Annotated in this window: 17 protein-coding genes and 1 other annotated feature; all 17 genes read right to left on the bottom strand. The window is 40.4% G+C overall.

What is annotated here, in order from left to right; all coding sequences use genetic code 11:
- Positions 1–469 precede the first annotated feature (469 nt).
- A complete protein-coding gene (gene tuf, locus AC4QJR_RS00655) occupies positions 470–1,657 on the bottom strand; it encodes an elongation factor Tu (protein WP_375377177.1) in 1,188 nt (395 codons plus the stop codon).
- A gap of 131 nt (positions 1,658–1,788) precedes the next feature.
- The gene (gene fusA / locus AC4QJR_RS00650; RefSeq protein WP_098573691.1) at positions 1,789–3,870 is read right to left on the bottom strand and encodes an elongation factor G; all 2,082 of its coding nucleotides are present in this window, start codon (positions 3,868–3,870) and stop codon (positions 1,789–1,791) included.
- A gap of 48 nt (positions 3,871–3,918) precedes the next feature.
- The gene (rpsG, locus tag AC4QJR_RS00645) at positions 3,919–4,389 is read right to left on the bottom strand and encodes a 30S ribosomal protein S7 (protein ID WP_098573694.1); all 471 of its coding nucleotides are present in this window, start codon (positions 4,387–4,389) and stop codon (positions 3,919–3,921) included.
- Between the two features lie 41 nt (positions 4,390–4,430).
- Positions 4,431–4,853 carry a 30S ribosomal protein S12 gene (gene rpsL, locus AC4QJR_RS00640; RefSeq protein ID WP_026565517.1) on the bottom strand — a complete coding sequence of 141 codons (423 nt, stop codon included), beginning with the start codon at positions 4,851–4,853 and terminating at the stop codon, positions 4,431–4,433.
- 101 nt (positions 4,854–4,954) lie between these two features.
- Positions 4,955–5,203: a 50S ribosomal protein L7ae-like protein gene (locus tag AC4QJR_RS00635; protein WP_098573696.1), complete on the bottom strand. Its 249-nt coding sequence runs from the start codon at positions 5,201–5,203 to the stop codon at positions 4,955–4,957.
- A gap of 135 nt (positions 5,204–5,338) precedes the next feature.
- Positions 5,339–8,938: a DNA-directed RNA polymerase subunit beta' gene (gene rpoC / locus AC4QJR_RS00630; RefSeq protein ID WP_496524975.1), complete on the bottom strand. Its 3,600-nt coding sequence runs from the start codon at positions 8,936–8,938 to the stop codon at positions 5,339–5,341.
- Between the two features lie 86 nt (positions 8,939–9,024).
- The gene (gene rpoB, locus AC4QJR_RS00625) at positions 9,025–12,582 is read right to left on the bottom strand and encodes a DNA-directed RNA polymerase subunit beta (protein WP_496524974.1); all 3,558 of its coding nucleotides are present in this window, start codon (positions 12,580–12,582) and stop codon (positions 9,025–9,027) included.
- Between the two features lie 252 nt (positions 12,583–12,834).
- The gene (locus tag AC4QJR_RS00620; protein ID WP_098573701.1) at positions 12,835–13,437 is read right to left on the bottom strand and encodes a class I SAM-dependent methyltransferase; all 603 of its coding nucleotides are present in this window, start codon (positions 13,435–13,437) and stop codon (positions 12,835–12,837) included.
- A gap of 118 nt (positions 13,438–13,555) precedes the next feature.
- Positions 13,556–13,918 carry a 50S ribosomal protein L7/L12 gene (gene rplL, locus AC4QJR_RS00615; RefSeq protein ID WP_098573702.1) on the bottom strand — a complete coding sequence of 121 codons (363 nt, stop codon included), beginning with the start codon at positions 13,916–13,918 and terminating at the stop codon, positions 13,556–13,558.
- Positions 13,919–13,996: 78 nt separating this feature from the next.
- The gene (rplJ, locus tag AC4QJR_RS00610) at positions 13,997–14,497 is read right to left on the bottom strand and encodes a 50S ribosomal protein L10 (RefSeq protein ID WP_098573705.1); all 501 of its coding nucleotides are present in this window, start codon (positions 14,495–14,497) and stop codon (positions 13,997–13,999) included.
- A 33-nt stretch (positions 14,498–14,530) separates the two neighbouring features.
- Positions 14,531–14,675: a sequence feature (ribosomal protein L10 leader region), on the bottom strand.
- Between the two features lie 53 nt (positions 14,676–14,728).
- Complete coding sequence (rplA, locus tag AC4QJR_RS00605; RefSeq protein ID WP_098573708.1) at positions 14,729–15,427, bottom strand: 50S ribosomal protein L1; 699 nt, start codon at positions 15,425–15,427, stop codon at positions 14,729–14,731.
- Positions 15,428–15,585: 158 nt separating this feature from the next.
- Positions 15,586–16,011 (bottom strand): 50S ribosomal protein L11, encoded by a 426-nt coding sequence (gene rplK / locus AC4QJR_RS00600; protein ID WP_026565509.1) that lies wholly within the window; start codon positions 16,009–16,011, stop codon positions 15,586–15,588.
- Positions 16,012–16,190: 179 nt separating this feature from the next.
- Complete coding sequence (gene nusG / locus AC4QJR_RS00595) at positions 16,191–16,724, bottom strand: transcription termination/antitermination protein NusG (protein WP_026565508.1); 534 nt, start codon at positions 16,722–16,724, stop codon at positions 16,191–16,193.
- A 136-nt stretch (positions 16,725–16,860) separates the two neighbouring features.
- Entirely contained in the window at positions 16,861–17,043 is a 183-nt protein-coding gene (gene secE, locus AC4QJR_RS00590; protein WP_098573710.1) for a preprotein translocase subunit SecE, read from the bottom strand.
- Between the two features lie 45 nt (positions 17,044–17,088).
- Positions 17,089–17,235 carry a 50S ribosomal protein L33 gene (rpmG, locus tag AC4QJR_RS00585; RefSeq protein WP_098573712.1) on the bottom strand — a complete coding sequence of 49 codons (147 nt, stop codon included), beginning with the start codon at positions 17,233–17,235 and terminating at the stop codon, positions 17,089–17,091.
- Between the two features lie 112 nt (positions 17,236–17,347).
- Complete coding sequence (gene sigH, locus AC4QJR_RS00580) at positions 17,348–17,998, bottom strand: RNA polymerase sporulation sigma factor SigH (RefSeq protein ID WP_098573714.1); 651 nt, start codon at positions 17,996–17,998, stop codon at positions 17,348–17,350.
- 69 nt (positions 17,999–18,067) lie between these two features.
- Positions 18,068–18,577, bottom strand: coding sequence for an NYN domain-containing protein (locus AC4QJR_RS00575; protein WP_098573716.1), 510 nt, complete (start codon positions 18,575–18,577; stop codon positions 18,068–18,070).

Here is an 18,577-nt window from a genome sequence, read left to right as displayed (position 1 = left end):
GACATTCTCAGTGAAAATTTCCCTCACACACTCGCCATGGCAAAGCGGCCGGGTGTGTCAGCAACCTTTCACATCATCGCAGTCAAAGACCAACATTGTCTATTATACATAAAACATAAAGCAAAAGCAACACCTATTGTGAAGTTTTTTTTATGTTTCTGTTTCGAACACTTTTCCTATTATAGCGGCTGATATTCACTTTTTCAACAGTTATTATTAATCTCCAGAAATATCCTAATGGATGACGCTGCAAAGCTTTGAACAAAACCCAATTATACAATTGCAATATGGGCCGTCTATTTTTCTGAAAGTTCGTAAATTAATGTTCTATGTTTATATAGAAGAAACTCGGATATTATATATTCCAATTTCAATTATTGAGCAACAAAAAAGCAGATGGATCGTCATCCATCTGCTTTCATATCTTTGATCATTATCGACTCAGCGCCATAGGAGCTGCAGTTTCAAATTACTCAGTGATTGTAGTGATTGAACCTGAACCTACTGTACGTCCACCTTCACGAATTGAGAACTTAGTTCCTTCTTCGATCGCGATTGGAGCGATAAGTTCAACAGTCATTTCAATGTGGTCCCCAGGCATTACCATTTCAGTACCTTCTGGTAACATACAAATACCAGTAATATCAGAAGTACGGAAATAGAATTGTGGACGGTAGTTAGAGAAGAATGGAGTATGACGTCCACCTTCTTCTTTTGATAAAACGTAAACTTGTGCCTTGAACTTTGTGTGTGGAGTGATTGACTTTGGTTTAGCCAATACTTGACCACGTTCGATATCTTCACGAGCTACACCACGAAGAAGGGCACCGATGTTGTCTCCAGCTTCAGCGAAGTCAAGAAGTTTACGGAACATTTCTACTCCTGTTACAGTAGTAGATTTTGGCTCTTCAGTGAAACCAACGATTTCAACTACGTCACCAACTTTAACTACACCACGCTCAACACGTCCTGTAGCAACAGTTCCACGACCAGTGATTGAGAATACATCCTCAACTGGCATCATGAATGGCTTATCAGTGTCACGAGTTGGAGTTGGGATGAACTCATCAACAGCGCTCATAAGTTCGAAGATTTTTTCTTCCCAAGCAGCTTCGCCTTCTAAAGCTTTTAGAGCAGAACCTTTGATAACTGGAGTGTCATCGCCAGGGAAATCGTATTCAGTTAATAGATCACGAATTTCCATTTCTACTAATTCAAGAAGCTCTTCGTCGTCAACCATATCACACTTGTTCATGAATACAACAAGGTAAGGTACGCCTACCTGACGAGAAAGAAGGATGTGCTCACGAGTTTGTGGCATTGGGCCATCAGTTGCAGATACTACAAGGATACCGCCGTCCATTTGCGCAGCACCAGTGATCATGTTTTTAACATAGTCAGCGTGTCCTGGGCAGTCAACGTGTGCATAGTGACGGTTATCAGTTTCATACTCAACGTGTGCAGTAGAGATTGTGATACCACGTTCTTTTTCTTCTGGTGCACCATCGATTTGATCGTATGCACGAGCTTCTGCTTTACCAGATTTAGCAAGTACAGAAGTGATTGCAGCTGTTAAAGTTGTTTTACCATGGTCAACGTGTCCGATTGTACCAATGTTAACGTGTGGCTTTGAACGGTCGAATTTAGCTTTACCCATTAGGAAATCCTCCTCTAAATTAGAAAAATTTAATTATTATTATTTTATGTAAGCCGTGAGTAAGGTTGTCCCAAACCCACGACTTCCACTTCTTACATAGTAGTTATACTTTAACAAAGGATGAAAATCAATTATTCACCTTTATTTTTTTTGATGATTTCTTCAGAAACTGATTTTGGTACTTCCTCATAGTGGTCGAAGTGCATGGAGAATACTCCACGTCCTTGTGTACTTGAACGAAGTGCAGTCGCGTAACCAAACATTTCTGAAAGTGGAACCATTGAACGAACTACTTGTGCATTACCACGTGCTTCCATACCTTCAACACGTCCACGGCGAGCAGTGATTTGTCCCATGATATCACCAAGATATTCTTCTGGGATAACTACTTCTACTCTCATCATCGGTTCAAGGATAACAGGACTACACTTAGAAGCAGCATTTTTAAGTGCCATAGATGCGGCAATTTTAAACGCCATTTCAGAGGAGTCAACATCATGGTATGAACCATCAAATAGTCTTGCTTTAATATCAACTAGTGGATATCCAGCAAGAACACCGCGTTGTAATGCATCTTCAAGACCAGCTTGAACTGGAGCGATGTATTCACGAGGAACAACACCACCGACAATACCGTTTTCGAATTCGAATCCTTTACCTTCTTCGTTAGGAGAGAATTCGATCCAAACGTGTCCGTATTGTCCACGACCACCAGATTGACGTGCGAATTTACCTTCAACTTGTGCAGATGCACGGAAAGTTTCTCGGTACGCAACCTGAGGCGCACCTACATTAGCTTCAACTTTAAATTCACGACGCATACGGTCAACGATGATATCAAGGTGAAGTTCACCCATACCAGCGATGATAACCTGTCCAGTTTCCTGGTCAGTGTGTGCACGGAAAGTTGGATCTTCTTCTTGAAGCTTTTGTAGTGCAGTTGTCATCTTGTCTTGATCTGCTTTTGATTTTGGTTCAACAGAAAGTTGAATTACTGGTTCAGGGAATTGCATAGACTCTAAGATAACAAGGTTTTTCTCGTCACATAAAGTATCACCAGTAGTTGTATCTTTCAAACCTACAGCAGCAGCAATGTCACCAGCATAAACCTTTGAGATTTCTTGACGGCTGTTCGCATGCATTTGCAGGATACGTCCGATACGTTCACGCTTGCCTTTTGTTGAGTTTTGGACATATGATCCAGACTCTAGAGTACCAGAGTAAACGCGGAAGAACGTTAATTTACCAACATAAGGGTCAGTCATAACTTTAAATGCAAGAGCAGCAAACGGCTCTTCATCACTTGAATGACGCTCAATAACTTCATTCTCATCATCAATAGCGTGACCTTTGATTGCAGGTACATCTAATGGAGATGGAAGGTAGTCAATAACTGCATCAAGCATTAACTGAACACCTTTGTTTTTGAATGCTGATCCACAGATTACTGGATAAAATTCTACATTAACAGTACCTTTACGAATTGCTGCTTTAAGCTCTTCTTTAGAGATTTCTTCTCCACCAAGGTATTTTTCCATTAATTCTTCATCTAACTCAGCAACTGCTTCTACTAACTTCTCACGGTATTCTTCAGCTTGAGCCATGTATTCTTCTGGAATCTCACGAACTTCAATGTCAGTTCCTAAGTCATTCCCGTAAAATACTGCATTCATTTCCACTAGGTCAATGATTGCTTCAAACTGATCTTCAGCACCGATTGGTAACTGAATTGGATGTGCATTCGCTTGAAGACGGTCATGGATTGTTCCTACAGAATATAAGAAGTCAGCTCCAATTTTGTCCATCTTGTTTACGAATACAACACGCGGTACACCGTAAGTTGTTGCTTGGCGCCATACAGTTTCAGTTTGAGGCTCAACACCAGATTGAGCATCAAGTACAGCTACTGCACCATCAAGTACACGTAATGAACGTTCAACTTCAACTGTGAAGTCTACGTGTCCTGGTGTATCAATGATGTTTACACGATGGCCATGCCATTGTGCAGTTGTTGCTGCGGAAGTAATTGTGATTCCGCGTTCTTGTTCTTGTTCCATCCAGTCCATCTGAGACGCACCTTCATGTGTTTCACCGATCTTATGGATACGGCCAGTGTAATAAAGAACACGCTCAGTGGTAGTCGTTTTACCGGCATCAATGTGAGCCATGATACCGATATTACGAGTATTTGCTAAGGAGAACTCTCTTGCCATTGGGTCTTTCTCCTTCCTAGTTTGAAAGTTTTTATATTGAAGGTTAGATTACCAACGATAGTGAGCAAACGCTTTGTTTGCTTCAGCCATTTTGTGTGTATCTTCACGCTTTTTAACAGATGCACCTGTGTTGTTTGCTGCATCCATGATTTCATTAGCTAAACGCTCTTCCATTGTTTTCTCTCCACGGTTACGTGAATAGTTCACTAACCAACGAAGACCAAGAGTTGTACGGCGGTCAGGACGCACCTCAACTGGTACTTGGTAGTTCGCTCCACCTACACGGCGAGCTCTAACTTCTAGTACAGGCATGATATTTTTCATAGCTGCTTCAAATACTTCCATTGGTTCTTTACCAGAACGCTCACGGATTGTATTGAATGCAGAGTAAAGAATTTCTTGAGATTTCCCTCTTTTACCGTCAACCATCATTTTGTTGATTAAACGAGTAACTAATTTTGAATTGTAAAGTGGATCTGGTAACACGTCTCTCTTTGCTACAGGACCTTTACGTGGCATATTTTTTCCTCCTTTCAACGAAGCTTCTATTTAAGTTGTAATTATTTTTTAGCTGCTTTTGGTCTCTTCGTACCGTATTTAGAACGACCTTGCATACGGTTGTTTACACCAGCAGTATCAAGCGCTCCACGTACGATGTGATAACGTACCCCTGGTAAGTCTTTTACACGTCCTCCACGAATAAGAACAACGCTGTGCTCTTGTAGATTGTGTCCAATACCAGGAATGTATGCTGTCACCTCGATACCATTTGTCAAACGTACACGAGCATATTTACGTAACGCTGAGTTTGGTTTCTTTGGAGTCATTGTACCAACACGAGTACATACACCGCGTTTTTGTGGTGAAGATACATTAGTTTGTGATTTTTTGAAGCTGTTATAACCTTTGTTAAGTGCTGGTGATTTTGACTTTTCCTCTTTTGATTGACGAGGTTTACGCACTAATTGGTTAATAGTAGGCATTTATGTTTCCTCCCTTCATTATTTGTAAGCCCACACATCCAGGTGGTTCATTTTTTTGCAAAAACAAAGTTTTTGCAGACTTTCTATCTACAAAAACGCTTTTAGCTGATAATTGCAACAGTTGAAGCACCAACTTCAATCCCACATGCTTTTCCGAGTTTTCTCATCGAATCCACATAAAGGATAGGAACATTTATTTCAAGAGCTTCATCAACCACTTTTGACGTTAACTTTGGATCAGCGTCGTTAGCGATAATTAACTCTTTCACATTACCTTCTTTAAGTGCCTTTACTGTTTGTTTTGTTCCTATAACGAACTTTTGTGCCTGTAATACTTTTTCATAAGACATCGTTCATATCCTCCAAAGTATCAGGTGAATAGGAGCACCTTTGATATAGTACCATCTTAACAATTAGATGTCAACACGACTTTTAATATTTTCTTAAAATAAGGAATCTGCTAGTTAGCAGATCCCTTACTTTTATTAATCAATTGTAACTGTTTCTTCGGAGGTTGTATCGCGAAGGACAGGCTCTGCTTTGCGGTAACGCTGCATTCCTGTTCCAGCTGGTACAAGCTTACCAATGATAACATTTTCTTTTAAGCCAAGTAATTCATCGCGTTTGCCTTTAATGGCAGCATCTGTAAGAACCCTTGTGGTTTCTTGGAAGGATGCAGCAGAAAGGAATGAATCAGTTTCAAGCGACGCTTTTGTAATACCAAGTAAGACTGGACGTCCTGTTGCAGGCATTTTTCCTGATAACAAAGCCTTTTCGTTCGCATCAGTAAACTGGTGAATATCCAGAAGTGTACCCGGTAGTACATCTGTTTCACCCGCATCACCAACACGTACTTTACGCAACATTTGACGAACCATTACTTCTACGTGCTTATCGCCAATTTCTACCCCTTGCATACGATAAACCTTTTGAACTTCTCGTAATAAGTACTCTTGGACAGATGTAACGTCTTTAACTCTAATTAATTCTTTCGGATCAATAGAACCTTCCGTTAATTCTTCCCCACGAGCCACATTATCATTTACAGCCACTTTTAAGCGGGCAGTATATGGTGCATTGTATGTTCTGGATTCAACTTCACCCTGAATAACAATTTCATGCTGGCGGTCACGGCCTTCGTTAATACCAACGACAACCCCATCAATTTCAGAAATAACCGCTTGCCCTTTAGGGTTACGCGCTTCAAAAATTTCCTGGATACGTGGTAAACCTTGTGTAATATCGTCACCGGCCACCCCGCCTGTATGGAATGTACGCATTGTTAACTGTGTACCTGGTTCACCGATAGATTGGGCAGCAATAATACCAACTGCTTCCCCAACTTCAACCTCTTGACCTGTTGCCAGGTTGCGGCCATAACATTTTTTACAAACACCATGACGGGTATTACATGTAAATGCAGAACGGATTTTTACAGTTTCAATGCCAGCATTCACAATTGCTTCAGCTAAATCTTCTGTAATTAAACCATTTTCAGGAACGAAGACTTCTCCTGTTTCAGGATGTTTAATGGCCTTACGTGCATATCGGCCAATTAAACGTTCGTCTAAGCCTTCAATGATTTCTGTGCCATCTTTAAGGGCGCTTATTGTGAAGCCGCGGTCTGTGCCACAATCGTCTTCACGAACAATAACATCCTGAGCAACGTCAACAAGTCGACGTGTTAAGTAACCAGAGTCCGCCGTCTTAAGTGCTGTATCAGCAAGACCTTTACGGGCTCCGTGTGTCGAGATAAAGTACTCTAATACCGTTAACCCTTCACGGAAACTTGATTTAATTGGTAACTCAATGATCCGTCCAGCCGGGTTGGCCATCAGACCACGCATACCAGCAAGCTGCGTAAAGTTCGATGCGTTACCACGGGCTCCGGAATCACTCATCATAAAGATTGGATTCGATTTATTCAATGATTGCATTAGTTTACCTTGAATGGTATCTTTTGCAGCACTCCAGATGGCAATTACGCGGTCATAACGCTCATCTTCGGTAATGAGACCACGTCTGAATTGCTTCATAACGCTATCTACTTTAACCTGTGCCTCATGAAGAATTTCCTGCTTCTCAGGAAGTACGACAATGTCAGCAACACCAACAGTAAGACCTGCTTTAGTTGAATGTCTAAATCCTAAATCCTTCATGCGGTCAAGCATTTTAGACGTTTCTGTAATCTTGAAACGCTTGAACACTTCAGCAATGATATTTCCAAGGATTTTCTTCTTAAACGGATCAATCAATGGCATCGACTGAATTTTTGCCTTAATATCTTCGCCTTTTTCAACGAAATATTTTACAGGTGTTTCAACTTCTAGATTCTGTCTAGTCGGTTCATTAATGTATGGGAAGGATTTCGGCAGAATTTCATTGAAAATAAGCTTACCAACTGTAGTAATTAATAGCTTATTGTTTTGTTCTTCTGTGAAAGTTTCATTTCCTAATGAACCTGCATGCACTCCTACACGTGTATGCAAATGAACGTAGCCATTTTGATATGCGAGAATCGCTTCACTTGTATCTTTAAAAACCATACCCTCGCCGACTGCGCCTTCTCTTTCAAGAGTCAAGTAATAGTTTCCTAAAACCATGTCCTGGGAAGGAGTAACTACTGGCTTACCATCTTTAGGGTTCAAGATATTTTGTGCTGCAAGCATTAAAAGTCTTGCTTCTGCTTGGGCTTCTGATGATAACGGTACGTGTACCGCCATTTGGTCACCGTCAAAATCGGCATTGTATGCAGTACATACAAGCGGATGCAGACGGATGGCCCGGCCTTCAACTAGAGTTGGTTCAAAGGCTTGAATCCCAAGTCTATGAAGTGTAGGGGCACGGTTTAATAATACTGGATGCTCTTTAATGACATCTTCGAGTACATCCCAAACATCTGGGGATACTCTTTCTATTTTACGTTTTGCAGATTTAATGTTATGCGCTAACCCTTTTTCAACTAATTCCTTCATAACGAAAGGTTTGAATAGTTCTAGTGCCATTTCTTTTGGAAGTCCACATTGGAACATTTTCAAGTTTGGCCCTACAACGATAACCGAACGCCCTGAATAGTCAACACGCTTACCAAGCAAGTTTTGACGGAAACGGCCTTGTTTACCTTTTAACATATGAGAAAGTGATTTCAACGGACGGTTACCCGGTCCTGTAACAGGACGTCCACGGCGGCCGTTATCAATCAAGGCATCAACAGCTTCTTGAAGCATACGTTTTTCATTCTGAACAATAATGCTTGGTGCACCTAAATCTAATAAGCGTTTTAAACGGTTATTACGGTTAATAACACGGCGGTATAAATCATTTAAGTCAGATGTTGCAAATCTACCGCCATCCAATTGAACCATTGGACGAAGTTCAGGAGGGATTACAGGTAGAACATCAAGAATCATCCAAGATGGCTCATTTCCAGAACCGCGGAATGCTTCTAACACTTCAAGGCGTTTGATTGCACGAGTACGACGCTGACCTTGTGCGCTTTTTAATTCCTCTTTTAATCCGTCTACTTCCTTGTCTAAATCGATATCGAAAAGAAGTTTTTTAATTGCTTCTGCACCCATGGCAGCTTGGAATTTGTTTCCGTACTTTTCACGATATGCACGATATTCTTTTTCAGATAATAGCTGCTTCTTATCAAGAGCTGTATCTCCTGATTCCGTTACAACATAGGAAGCAAAGTAAATAATCTCCTCCAAAGCTCTTGGAGACATATCTAATACAAGACCCATCCGGCTTGGAATTCCTTTAAAGTACCATATATGTGAAACTGGCGCAGCAAGCTCAATATGCCCCATACGTTCACGACGAACCTTTGCTCGTGTGACTTCCACACCACAGCGATCACAAACGACACCTTTATAACGGACACGCTTATACTTTCCACAATGACATTCCCAATCCTTTGTTGGACCAAAAATACGTTCGCAGAATAAGCCGTCTTTTTCAGGCTTTAATGTACGATAGTTAATCGTTTCTGGTTTTTTAACTTCTCCGAAGGACCATGAACGGATCTTATCCGGTGAAGCAAGACCAATCTTCATAAACTCAAAATTATTAACATCCAGCAAGGGGCCTACCTCCCTTTTGATATCCAGGTTTTACCCTTATGACGTACAAAAGTGGGAGCGCATAGTGCGCTCCTACTCATATATAGTTACTCTTTTGAACCGACTTTTTCTGATTCAAATGCTTGTTCAGGAACAATGTTTAACGTATCGACTTGTTGTAAGTCTTCGTCATCTTCCGTATCGCGCATTTCAATTTCTTCTTCGTCACCTGAAAGAATTTTTACATCCATTCCTAGACTCTGAAGTTCTTTAATTAATACTTTGAATGATTCTGGAACACCTGGTTCCGGAACATTTTCACCTTTGACAATCGCTTCGTACGTTTTTACACGACCAACCACGTCATCGGATTTAACCGTAAGGATCTCTTGAAGTGTGTATGCTGCACCGTATGCTTCAAGTGCCCAAACCTCCATCTCACCAAAGCGCTGACCACCAAATTGAGCCTTACCGCCCAATGGCTGCTGCGTAACTAATGAGTATGGTCCAGTTGAACGGGCGTGGAGTTTATCATCAACCATGTGTGCAAGTTTAATCATATACATGACACCTACAGAGACACGGTTATCAAATGGTTCCCCAGAACGGCCATCATAAAGGACCGTTTTCGCATCACGAGCCATACCTGCTTCTTCAATTGTTCCCCAAACATCTTCTTCACGCGCTCCGTCAAATACTGGAGATGCAACATGAATACCTAGGTAACGGGCTGCCATTCCAAGATGGAGTTCAAGCACCTGTCCAATGTTCATCCGTGATGGTACCCCTAGTGGATTTAACATGATATCCACTGGTGTTCCGTCTGGTAAAAACGGCATATCTTCTTCCGGTAAAATTCTTGAGATAACCCCTTTGTTACCGTGACGTCCCGCCATTTTATCACCTTCAGAAATCTTACGTTTCTGAACGATGTAGACACGGACAAGTTGATTCACGCCTGGTGGCAGTTCATCACCATCTTCACGATTAAAGACTTTAACATCAAGGACAATCCCGCCGCCGCCATGTGGCACACGTAGAGAAGTATCACGAACTTCACGAGCTTTTTCACCGAAAATTGCATGTAAAAGACGTTCTTCTGCTGTTAATTCTGTAACTCCTTTTGGTGTTACTTTACCAACTAACAAGTCACCATCTTTCACTTCAGCACCAGTACGAATGATACCGCGCTCATCCAAATTACGAAGTGCATCTTCCCCGACGTTCGGAATATCACGTGTAATTTCTTCAGGCCCTAGTTTAGTATCACGGGATTCTGACTCATATTCTTCAATATGAATCGAAGTGTATACATCGTCTTTTACAAGACGTTGATTCATAATAATCGCATCTTCATAGTTATAACCATCCCATGTCATAAAGGCAACAAGGACGTTACGGCCTAGGGCTAATTCTCCTAATTCCATGGATGGACCATCAGCAAGAATTTCACCTTTAGTTACACGGTTACCCACTGCAACGATCGGACGTTGGTTATAACATGTTCCTTGGTTAGAACGGATGAATTTTAACATGCGGTATTTATCAAGATTTCCTTTTACCTCTTGACCGTCAACCACATTAATACGACGCACCCATACCTCACGTGCTTCCACGTGTTCAACAATACCTTCGTGCTTACAGATCACCGCTGCACCCGAGTCTTTACCAGATACATATTCCATACCTGTTCCAACACGAGGGGCTTCTGGCTGCATGAGCGGTACGGCTTGACGCTGCATGTTCGCACCCATTAGGGCACGGTTGGAGTCATCATTTTCAAGGAACGGAATACATGCTGTTGCCGCAGACACGACTTGCTTTGGCGATACATCCATATAGTCAATACGTTCACGTTTAACAACCGTATTTTCACCACGGAAACGAGCAACAACTTCCTCATCCAAGAAAGATCCGTCTTCATCTAAGCGAGAGTTCGCTTGGGCTACTACATAGTTATCTTCTTCGTCAGCTGTTAAGTAATCGATCCGAGCAGTTACCTTACCAGTATCAGGGTCAACCCTGCGGTATGGTGTTTCGATAAATCCAAATCGGTTAACTTTCGCATATGAAGAAAGCGAGTTAATCAAACCAATGTTTGGACCCTCTGGTGTTTCAATCGGACACATCCGGCCATAGTGGGAGTAGTGAACGTCACGAACTTCCATTCCAGCACGTTCACGTGTTAAACCACCAGGTCCTAATGCAGAGAGACGACGCTTATGCGTTAATTCAGCAAGCGGGTTGGTTTGGTCCATGAACTGTGATAATTGCGAGCTGCCAAAGAATTCTTTAATAGACGCAATGACTGGACGAATGTTAATCAATTGCTGTGGAGTAATTGTCGCTGTGTCTTGAATGGACATTCTTTCACGAACCACACGCTCCATACGGGATAACCCAATCCGGAATTGATTCTGAAGCAATTCTCCCACAGAACGAAGACGTCTGTTACCTAAGTGATCGATATCATCCGTGTCACCGACACCGTGCAATAGATTAAAGAAGTAGCTAATCGATGCAATGATATCAGCTGGTGTAATATTTTTAATTGGTTCTTCCACATAGGCATTACCTAAGACATTAATTACCTTTTCATTATCATCACCAGGAGCATAAATCTTAATGTCCTGAAGTGTAATCTCGTCCTCTACAACACCGCCATATGGATTAAAGCCTTTGAAATTAATATTCTTTTCAAGAGCAGGGAGAATTCTATCCAGATTTCTTCTATCTAGAACTAATCCTTTCTCGGCAATAATTTCACCAGTTTCAGGATCCGCTAGGGACTCTGCTAAGCGTTGGTTGAATAAACGATTTTTGATATGAAGTTTTTTATTAATTTTATAACGGCCTACATTAGCAAGGTCATAGCGCTTAGGGTCAAAGAAACGTGACACTAATAAGCTCTTTGCATTTTCAACGGTAGGTGGTTCACCTGGACGAAGACGCTCATAAATTTCTAAAAGGGCCTTTTCGACACCTTCCGTATTGTCTTTCTCAAGTGTATTGCGGATGTATTCGTTATCCCCAATCAATTCAATGATTTCTTGATCAGAGCCGAAACCAAGTGCACGCAAAAGAACCGTAACGGGCAGTTTCCGAGTACGATCTATTCTCACATAAACGACATCTTTAGCATCTGTTTCATATTCAAGCCAAGCGCCGCGGTTCGGAATGACAGTAGCAGAAAAGCCCCGCTTTCCATTTTTATCGAACTTCCCACTATAGTAAACACTCGGAGAGCGCACTAATTGTGAAACAATAACACGTTCTGCCCCATTAATGACAAACGTACCAGTTTCAGTCATAAGTGGAAAGTCACCCATAAATACATCTTGATCTTTTACTTCACCTGTTTCTTTGTTCACAAGACGTACTTTTACACGCAATGGAGCAGAATATGTAACGTCCCGTTCTTTTGATTCCTCTACTGAATACTTTGGATCGCCAAGACTGTAATCAATAAATTCTAGTGATAGGTTACCAGTAAAGTCCTCGATTGGTGAAATATCCTGGAACATTTCACGCAAACCCTCATCAAGAAACCATTGATAAGAAGAGGTTTGGATTTCAATAAGATTTGGTAATTCTAAAACTTCACTGATTCGTGCGTAACTTCTTCGTTGGCGGTGTCGTCCATACTGAACTAGTTGACCTGTCAACTGATTCACCCCTCAAATCAAGCGTTATTATTAAAATCTATTAACGTTTATGGAATAGAAAATGACTTCTCTTCCAGTAAACAAAAAGAAAAAGGGTTTTTAGTTAAAAACCACATTTTCACATTTAGACTATTATTTTGTCATCATTTCCTTAATATCCCTTTTTTATACAAGATAATCAAGTATTTATAGGAATAATTCGGAAATTATTATGATGGCATTTTATAATGCTATCATAGTGACATTTTCAAGTCAACTTTTTTGTGCCCTTATGACAAAATAACCTTTGGATTTGTCAATAGTTTCGACGTGGTTAAATAAATTATTTAATTTTTCAATCGCGGATGGTGCACCTTGTTTCTTTTGAATGACAACCCAGAGCTCCCCCTGTGACACGAGATGATCAAAGCTTTGTTCAAAAATGTCATGAACTGTTTTCTTTCCTGCTCTAATCGGCGGATTTGTTAAAATTGCTGCAAATGTGTTTTCCTTCACATTCAACAACCGGTCACTCTCATAGATTTTAACATTCTGGATCCGATTTAATTCTGCATTTTCCTTTGCCAATTCAATTGCCCGCTCATTAACATCAACCATATGAATCATACGTTCATGATAATATTTTGCAAGCGACAGACCTATTGGCCCATAGCCGCAGCCAACATCCAGGAGGAATCCGTCTGCATTTGGCATTTCAAAAGACTCAATTAATAAACGTGAGCCGAAATCTACTTCTCTTTTTGAAAACACACCGTTGTCCGTTTTAAAACGAAAAGAGTTATTTTTTAAAGTGTAGTCCCAAAATTTCGGGTCACTTTCGACCTTTTGTGTTCGAGAATAGTAGTGTTCAGACAACTGACTCACCTCCGAGGAAGATTAATAATTGAAGATAGACGAGGAAAAGAAACTAAAAATCTAAATTCTATTAAGCCAAAAAAAGCCCGCTTATACAGCGAGCTCGTTTTTGAGATTATTACTTAACTTCAACGTTTGCTCCAACTTCATCAAGCTTAGCTTTGATTGCTTCAGCTTCATCTTTAGAAACGCCTTCTTTAACTGGCTTTGGAGTGTTGTCAACAAGGTCTTTTGCTTCTTTAAGACCAAGACCAGTGATTTCACGTACAACTTTGATAACTTTGATTTTTTGATCGCCAGCGCCAGCTAGGATTACATCAAATTCAGTTTTTTCTTCAACAGCAGCAGCACCAGCGCCGCCAGCCATTGCTACTGGAGCAGCAGCAGTTACGCCGAATTCTTCTTCGATTGCTTTTACTAGATCGTTAAGTTCTAAAACAGTCATAGTTTTAACTGCTTCAATGATTTGTTCTTTAGTCATGATTAATTTCCTCCTTAGTTTTCGTTCGAATTTATTAGTTTAACGCTTTAGAGTGTCTAGCTTAGCTAGACTGCTAACTTACGCGCCTTGTTCTTCTTTTTGTTCTGCAACTGCTTTTGTAACAAGAGCAAGGTTGCGGATTGGAGCTTGTAGTACGCTGAGTAACATAGATAGTAAACCTTCGCGAGATGGTAGGTCAGCAAGAGCTTTAATTTCTTCAGCTGTTGCAACGTTCCCTTCAATTACACCTGCTTTAAGTTCAAGTGCTTCATGCTTTTTCGCAAAGTCGTTCAAGATTTTAGCTGGTGCTACTACATCTTCAGTACTGAACGCAATTGCGTTTGGACCTGTTAATGCAGCGTTTAAATCAGCAAGACCAGCTGCTTCAGCCGCACGGCGTGTCATAGAGTTTTTGTAAACTTTGAATTCCACACCTGCTTCACGAAGTTGTTTACGAAGTTCAGTTACTTCTGAAACAGAAAGACCACGGTAATCAACAACAACGGTTGATACGCTGCTCTTTAATTTATCAGAAATTTCGCTAACGATTTGTTGCTTTAATTCGATTGCACTGCTCATCTTTACACCTCCTGTAGAATTTCTACATTTATACCAGGCAAATAAACGCCTCCATATCGAACGGTGACATGGAGGCAGGATAACAACCGATCTCTCAGTTATTTATATCGCATTACCTCGGCAGGAAATTAAGTGCACTTGGCACACCTGCTGTCTACAGTACAAATGTTATTATTTTAAACAACAAAATAGATTATATAAAATCTATTTTATATTGTCAATTGGTAAAATTTATTTAACAGCTACTGATGAAGGATCAACTTTAACGCCAGGTCCCATTGTAGAAGCAACAGTTACGTTCTTCATGTAAGTACCTTTTGCAGCAGAAGGCTTCACTTTTAGCAAAGTTTCAAATACAGTGTTAAAGTTTTCAACAAGCTTTTCGTTTTCGAAAGAAGCTTTACCGATTGGCACGTGGATGTTACCAGACTTGTCAACGCGGTATTCAACTTTACCTGCTTTAATTTCATTGATTGCACGAGTTACATCAAATGTAACTGTACCAGTTTTAGGGTTTGGCATTAAGCCTTTAGGTCCTAATACACGACCTAATTTACCAACTTCACCCATCATGTCAGGAGTTGCTACGATTACATCAAATTCAAACCAACCTTGTTGGATTTTGTTGATGTATTCAGCATCGCCCACATAATCAGCGCCAGCTGCTTCTGCTTCTTTAACTTTTTCCCCTTTAGCGAAAACTAGAACGCGTTGCGTTTTACCAGTTCCGTTTGGAAGCACTACTGCACCACGGATTTGTTGGTCAGCTTTCTTAGGGTCAACGCCTAAACGGAATGCTGCTTCAACAGTTGCATCAAATTTAGCGAAGTTTGTTTGTTTTGTAAGATCAATTGCTTCAGCAATTGGATATGCTTTTAGGCGATCTACAAGCTTTGAAGCTTCTAAATACTTCTTACCTTTTTTAGCCATTTTAATTTCCTCCTAGAATTGTGGTTTTAGCGAATAATTCTCCCACGGCAAAAGCGGAGGCGCCTTGAACAGGCACCGCAGCTAGCCCACGAAAAAGGTTGCGAGTGTTTATAACGTCGCAACCCCTTCATTTTACAAAAAACAATCAGTTACATGGATTAGTCTTCGATGACGATACCCATGCTGCGAGCAGTACCTTCAACCATACGCATTGCTGCTTCAACGCTAGCTGCGTTTAGGTCAGGCATTTTCTGTTCCGCAATCTCGCGTACTGTATTACGCTTAACTGTTGCTACTTTATTACGGTTAGGTTCACCAGAACCTGACTGAATTCCAGCTGCTACTTTCAAAAGAACGGCAGCAGGAGGAGTTTTCGTAATAAATGTAAATGAACGGTCTTCAAATACCGTAATTTCAACAGGGATGATCAAACCAGCTTGATCTGCTGTACGAGCGTTAAATTCTTTACAGAATCCCATGATGTTAACACCGGCTTGACCTAGTGCAGGACCAACTGGTGGCGCAGGGTTTGCTTTCCCAGCAGGAATTTGTAATTTAACGACTTTAATTACTTTTTTAGCCACGAGACACACCTCCTTAAAGTCCGTGATGTGGTAATAGGGTTTTTTAGGAACCCTCCCACTCAGGCATCTGTCTTTATCTATTGATCATAAAGAACTCGACATAAGTCTTGTCTCATATAGAGACATACTGACCTATGAAATATTACCACTTTTTCAAAATGATTTCAAGTTTTTTTATATTAAAGTTTTTCAATCTGAGTAAAATCAAGTTCTACAGGGGTATCACGGCCGAACATATTAACAAGAACTTTCAGTTTCGCCTTGTCTTTATCCATCTCTTCTACTGATCCTGTAAAGTTAGCAAATGGACCTTCTTTGACGCGAACCGTTTCGCCAATTTCATAATCAGCATCGACACGAGTTTCGGTAACACCCATTCGTTTTAATATAACGACAACTTCTTCTGGAAGTAATGGAGTCGGTTTAGAACCTGATCCTGATGAGCCAACAAAACCTGTTACTCCAGGTGTATTACGCACCACATACCATGAATCATCTGTCATCACAATTTCCACTAGTACATAACCAGGGAACACTTTGCGCTTTACTACTTTTTTCTTGCCGTTTTTTAGTTCGGTTTCTTCTTCTTCAGGGACAACTACTCGAAATATCTTATCTTGCATCCCCATTGATTCGACCCGTTTTTCTAAATTTGCTTTTACTTTATTTTCATAACCCGAGTAAGTATGTAACACATACCAATTTTTTTCCATTTAAGAGGACTAGAACGTCCGTCCCTCCCTATTTATTAGTCATAGACTATTTTTTAAACAAATAAAAAACCCGTTATACGGGCTTTTAGATAAAAATTCCTTTATTATTCACCATTATACCATGAAAGATGATTTATTATTCAAGAATTAAACGAATCAATTTTGAAATTCCTAAATCAAGAACTGCAAAGAACGCTGCAAAAAAGACAACAGTCGTTAATACAGTAATCGTCGAGCGTGTTAGTTCTCCTCGTTTCGGCCAGCTAACTTTCCTCATCTCACGGAATATATCACTGAAGAACTTTGTTATGCGCTGCATGTTAAGTAACCCCCAAAATAAAATAACTATAAGAATATAGGATGACTATTTTGTTTCTCTATGAATGGTATGGGTGGTGCACGTTTTGCAGAATTTTTTTAATTCTAATCGCTCTGTTTGTGTCTGCTTGCTGATTGTCGAATAGTTTCGAGAACCGCAGACAGCACATGCAAGGATAACTTTTTTACTCATTTTCGACACCTTTACCCAATTTTCTATTATATCCTTAAAAATGTACCATGTACCCTAATTATTGTCAATATCCCTTGAAAACGGTTCAAATTTATGCCATTAAGGTAGGTTATTACAGCGAAAACTCGCGAAGTTCGAGATATCGTTCCAATTTTCTTTTCACTCGCTGCAGAGCATTATCAATGGATTTCACATGACGATTGAGTTCTTCTGAAATTTCTTGATAGGATTGACCATCTAAGTAGAGGGCCAATACCTTTCTTTCTAAGTCACTTAATAATTCAGTCATTTTAAATTCAATATGGTCAAATTCTTCTTGATTAATGATTAGCTCTTCAGGGTCAAGTACCTTTGCCCCTGACAAAACATCCATTAATGTTCGATCGGACTCTTCATCATAAATCGGCTTGTCCAAAGAAACATAAGAATTTAACGGAATATGCTTTTGCCGTGTTGCGGTTTTAATGGCTGTTATAATTTGACGAGTAATGCATAGCTCGGCAAATGCCTTAAAGGATGTCAGCTTGTCCTCTCTGAAGTCACGAATGGCTTTGTACAGTCCAATCATCCCTTCTTGGACAATATCTTCTTTATCAGCACCAATTAAAAAATAGGACCTTGCTTTTGCACGCACAAAATTACGATACTTGTGGATTAAATAATCCAATGCTTCACTGTCACCGTGGTGTACCAAATAAACAATTTCTTCATCTTCCATTACGAGAAACTGCTGGTTGACCTTTGTTCCGAAGTCCGTACTCAAAGTAGATCCCCTCCACCGAACAAGCATAGTTAGTAATAGTATACATGACAATTTTTCTAGTGTCCACGCTCACTTTTGACCCCTGCGCCACTTTTCGAAAATTTCTGCCATTTCATCACTCATATTGATTTTCGAGACAGGTTTTTTTTCTTGAATCTTTTTCACTTTCTGTTCGATGCCCCTTTCAATGGAGGACATTTCAATGAGCAGCTCCCGAGCGGATTTTCTTAATGCTCCTTGTCCAAAGATCGCCCATTGCTCTGTATAATCGGAGGTGGCGACATGTATTTGCGTTCTCCGATTACTAAGGCTTATGGCCAATTTTTCTATCCGCTCATCTGCTGTTTCATTTTCTTTCGTAAAGATGACTTCTACTTGATGGTTTTTATATTTTTTCTCTGTTCCTTGCACATAGTAGGCATCAAAGACAACAATCACACGATATCCGGAATAGGCTTGATACTCCGCCATTCTTTCTACAAGACGATCTCTTGCTGCTGGCAGATCTCGATCTTTTAATGTCCTAAGTTCCGGCCAGGCCCCAATAATGTTATATCCGTCGACAAGCAGGATATCCAT

The organism is Neobacillus sp. BP17 (genome assembly GCF_059579525.1).
Note: the sequence above shows the minus strand (reverse complement) of the source record. Positions and strands in the feature narration are given on the sequence as shown.

Excerpts from the sequence above, each read along its gene's own strand:
- tuf (WP_375377177.1), bottom strand. The coding sequence starts at position 1,657 with ATGGGTAAAGCTAAATTCGACCGTTCAAAGCCACACGTTAACATTGGT.
- fusA (WP_098573691.1), bottom strand. The coding sequence starts at position 3,870 with ATGGCAAGAGAGTTCTCCTTAGCAAATACTCGTAATATCGGTATCATG.
- rpsG (WP_098573694.1), bottom strand. The coding sequence starts at position 4,389 with ATGCCACGTAAAGGTCCTGTAGCAAAGAGAGACGTGTTACCAGATCCA.
- rpsL (WP_026565517.1), bottom strand. The coding sequence starts at position 4,853 with ATGCCTACTATTAACCAATTAGTGCGTAAACCTCGTCAATCAAAAGAG.
- AC4QJR_RS00635 (WP_098573696.1), bottom strand. The coding sequence starts at position 5,203 with ATGTCTTATGAAAAAGTATTACAGGCACAAAAGTTCGTTATAGGAACA.
- rplL (WP_098573702.1), bottom strand. The coding sequence starts at position 13,918 with ATGACTAAAGAACAAATCATTGAAGCAGTTAAAACTATGACTGTTTTA.
- rplJ (WP_098573705.1), bottom strand. The coding sequence starts at position 14,497 with ATGAGCAGTGCAATCGAATTAAAGCAACAAATCGTTAGCGAAATTTCT.
- rplA (WP_098573708.1), bottom strand. The coding sequence starts at position 15,427 with ATGGCTAAAAAAGGTAAGAAGTATTTAGAAGCTTCAAAGCTTGTAGAT.
- nusG (WP_026565508.1), bottom strand. The coding sequence starts at position 16,724 with ATGGAAAAAAATTGGTATGTGTTACATACTTACTCGGGTTATGAAAAT.
- secE (WP_098573710.1), bottom strand. The coding sequence starts at position 17,043 with ATGCAGCGCATAACAAAGTTCTTCAGTGATATATTCCGTGAGATGAGG.
- rpmG (WP_098573712.1), bottom strand. The coding sequence starts at position 17,235 with ATGAGTAAAAAAGTTATCCTTGCATGTGCTGTCTGCGGTTCTCGAAAC.
- AC4QJR_RS00575 (WP_098573716.1), bottom strand. The coding sequence starts at position 18,577 with ATGGATATCCTGCTTGTCGACGGATATAACATTATTGGGGCCTGGCCG.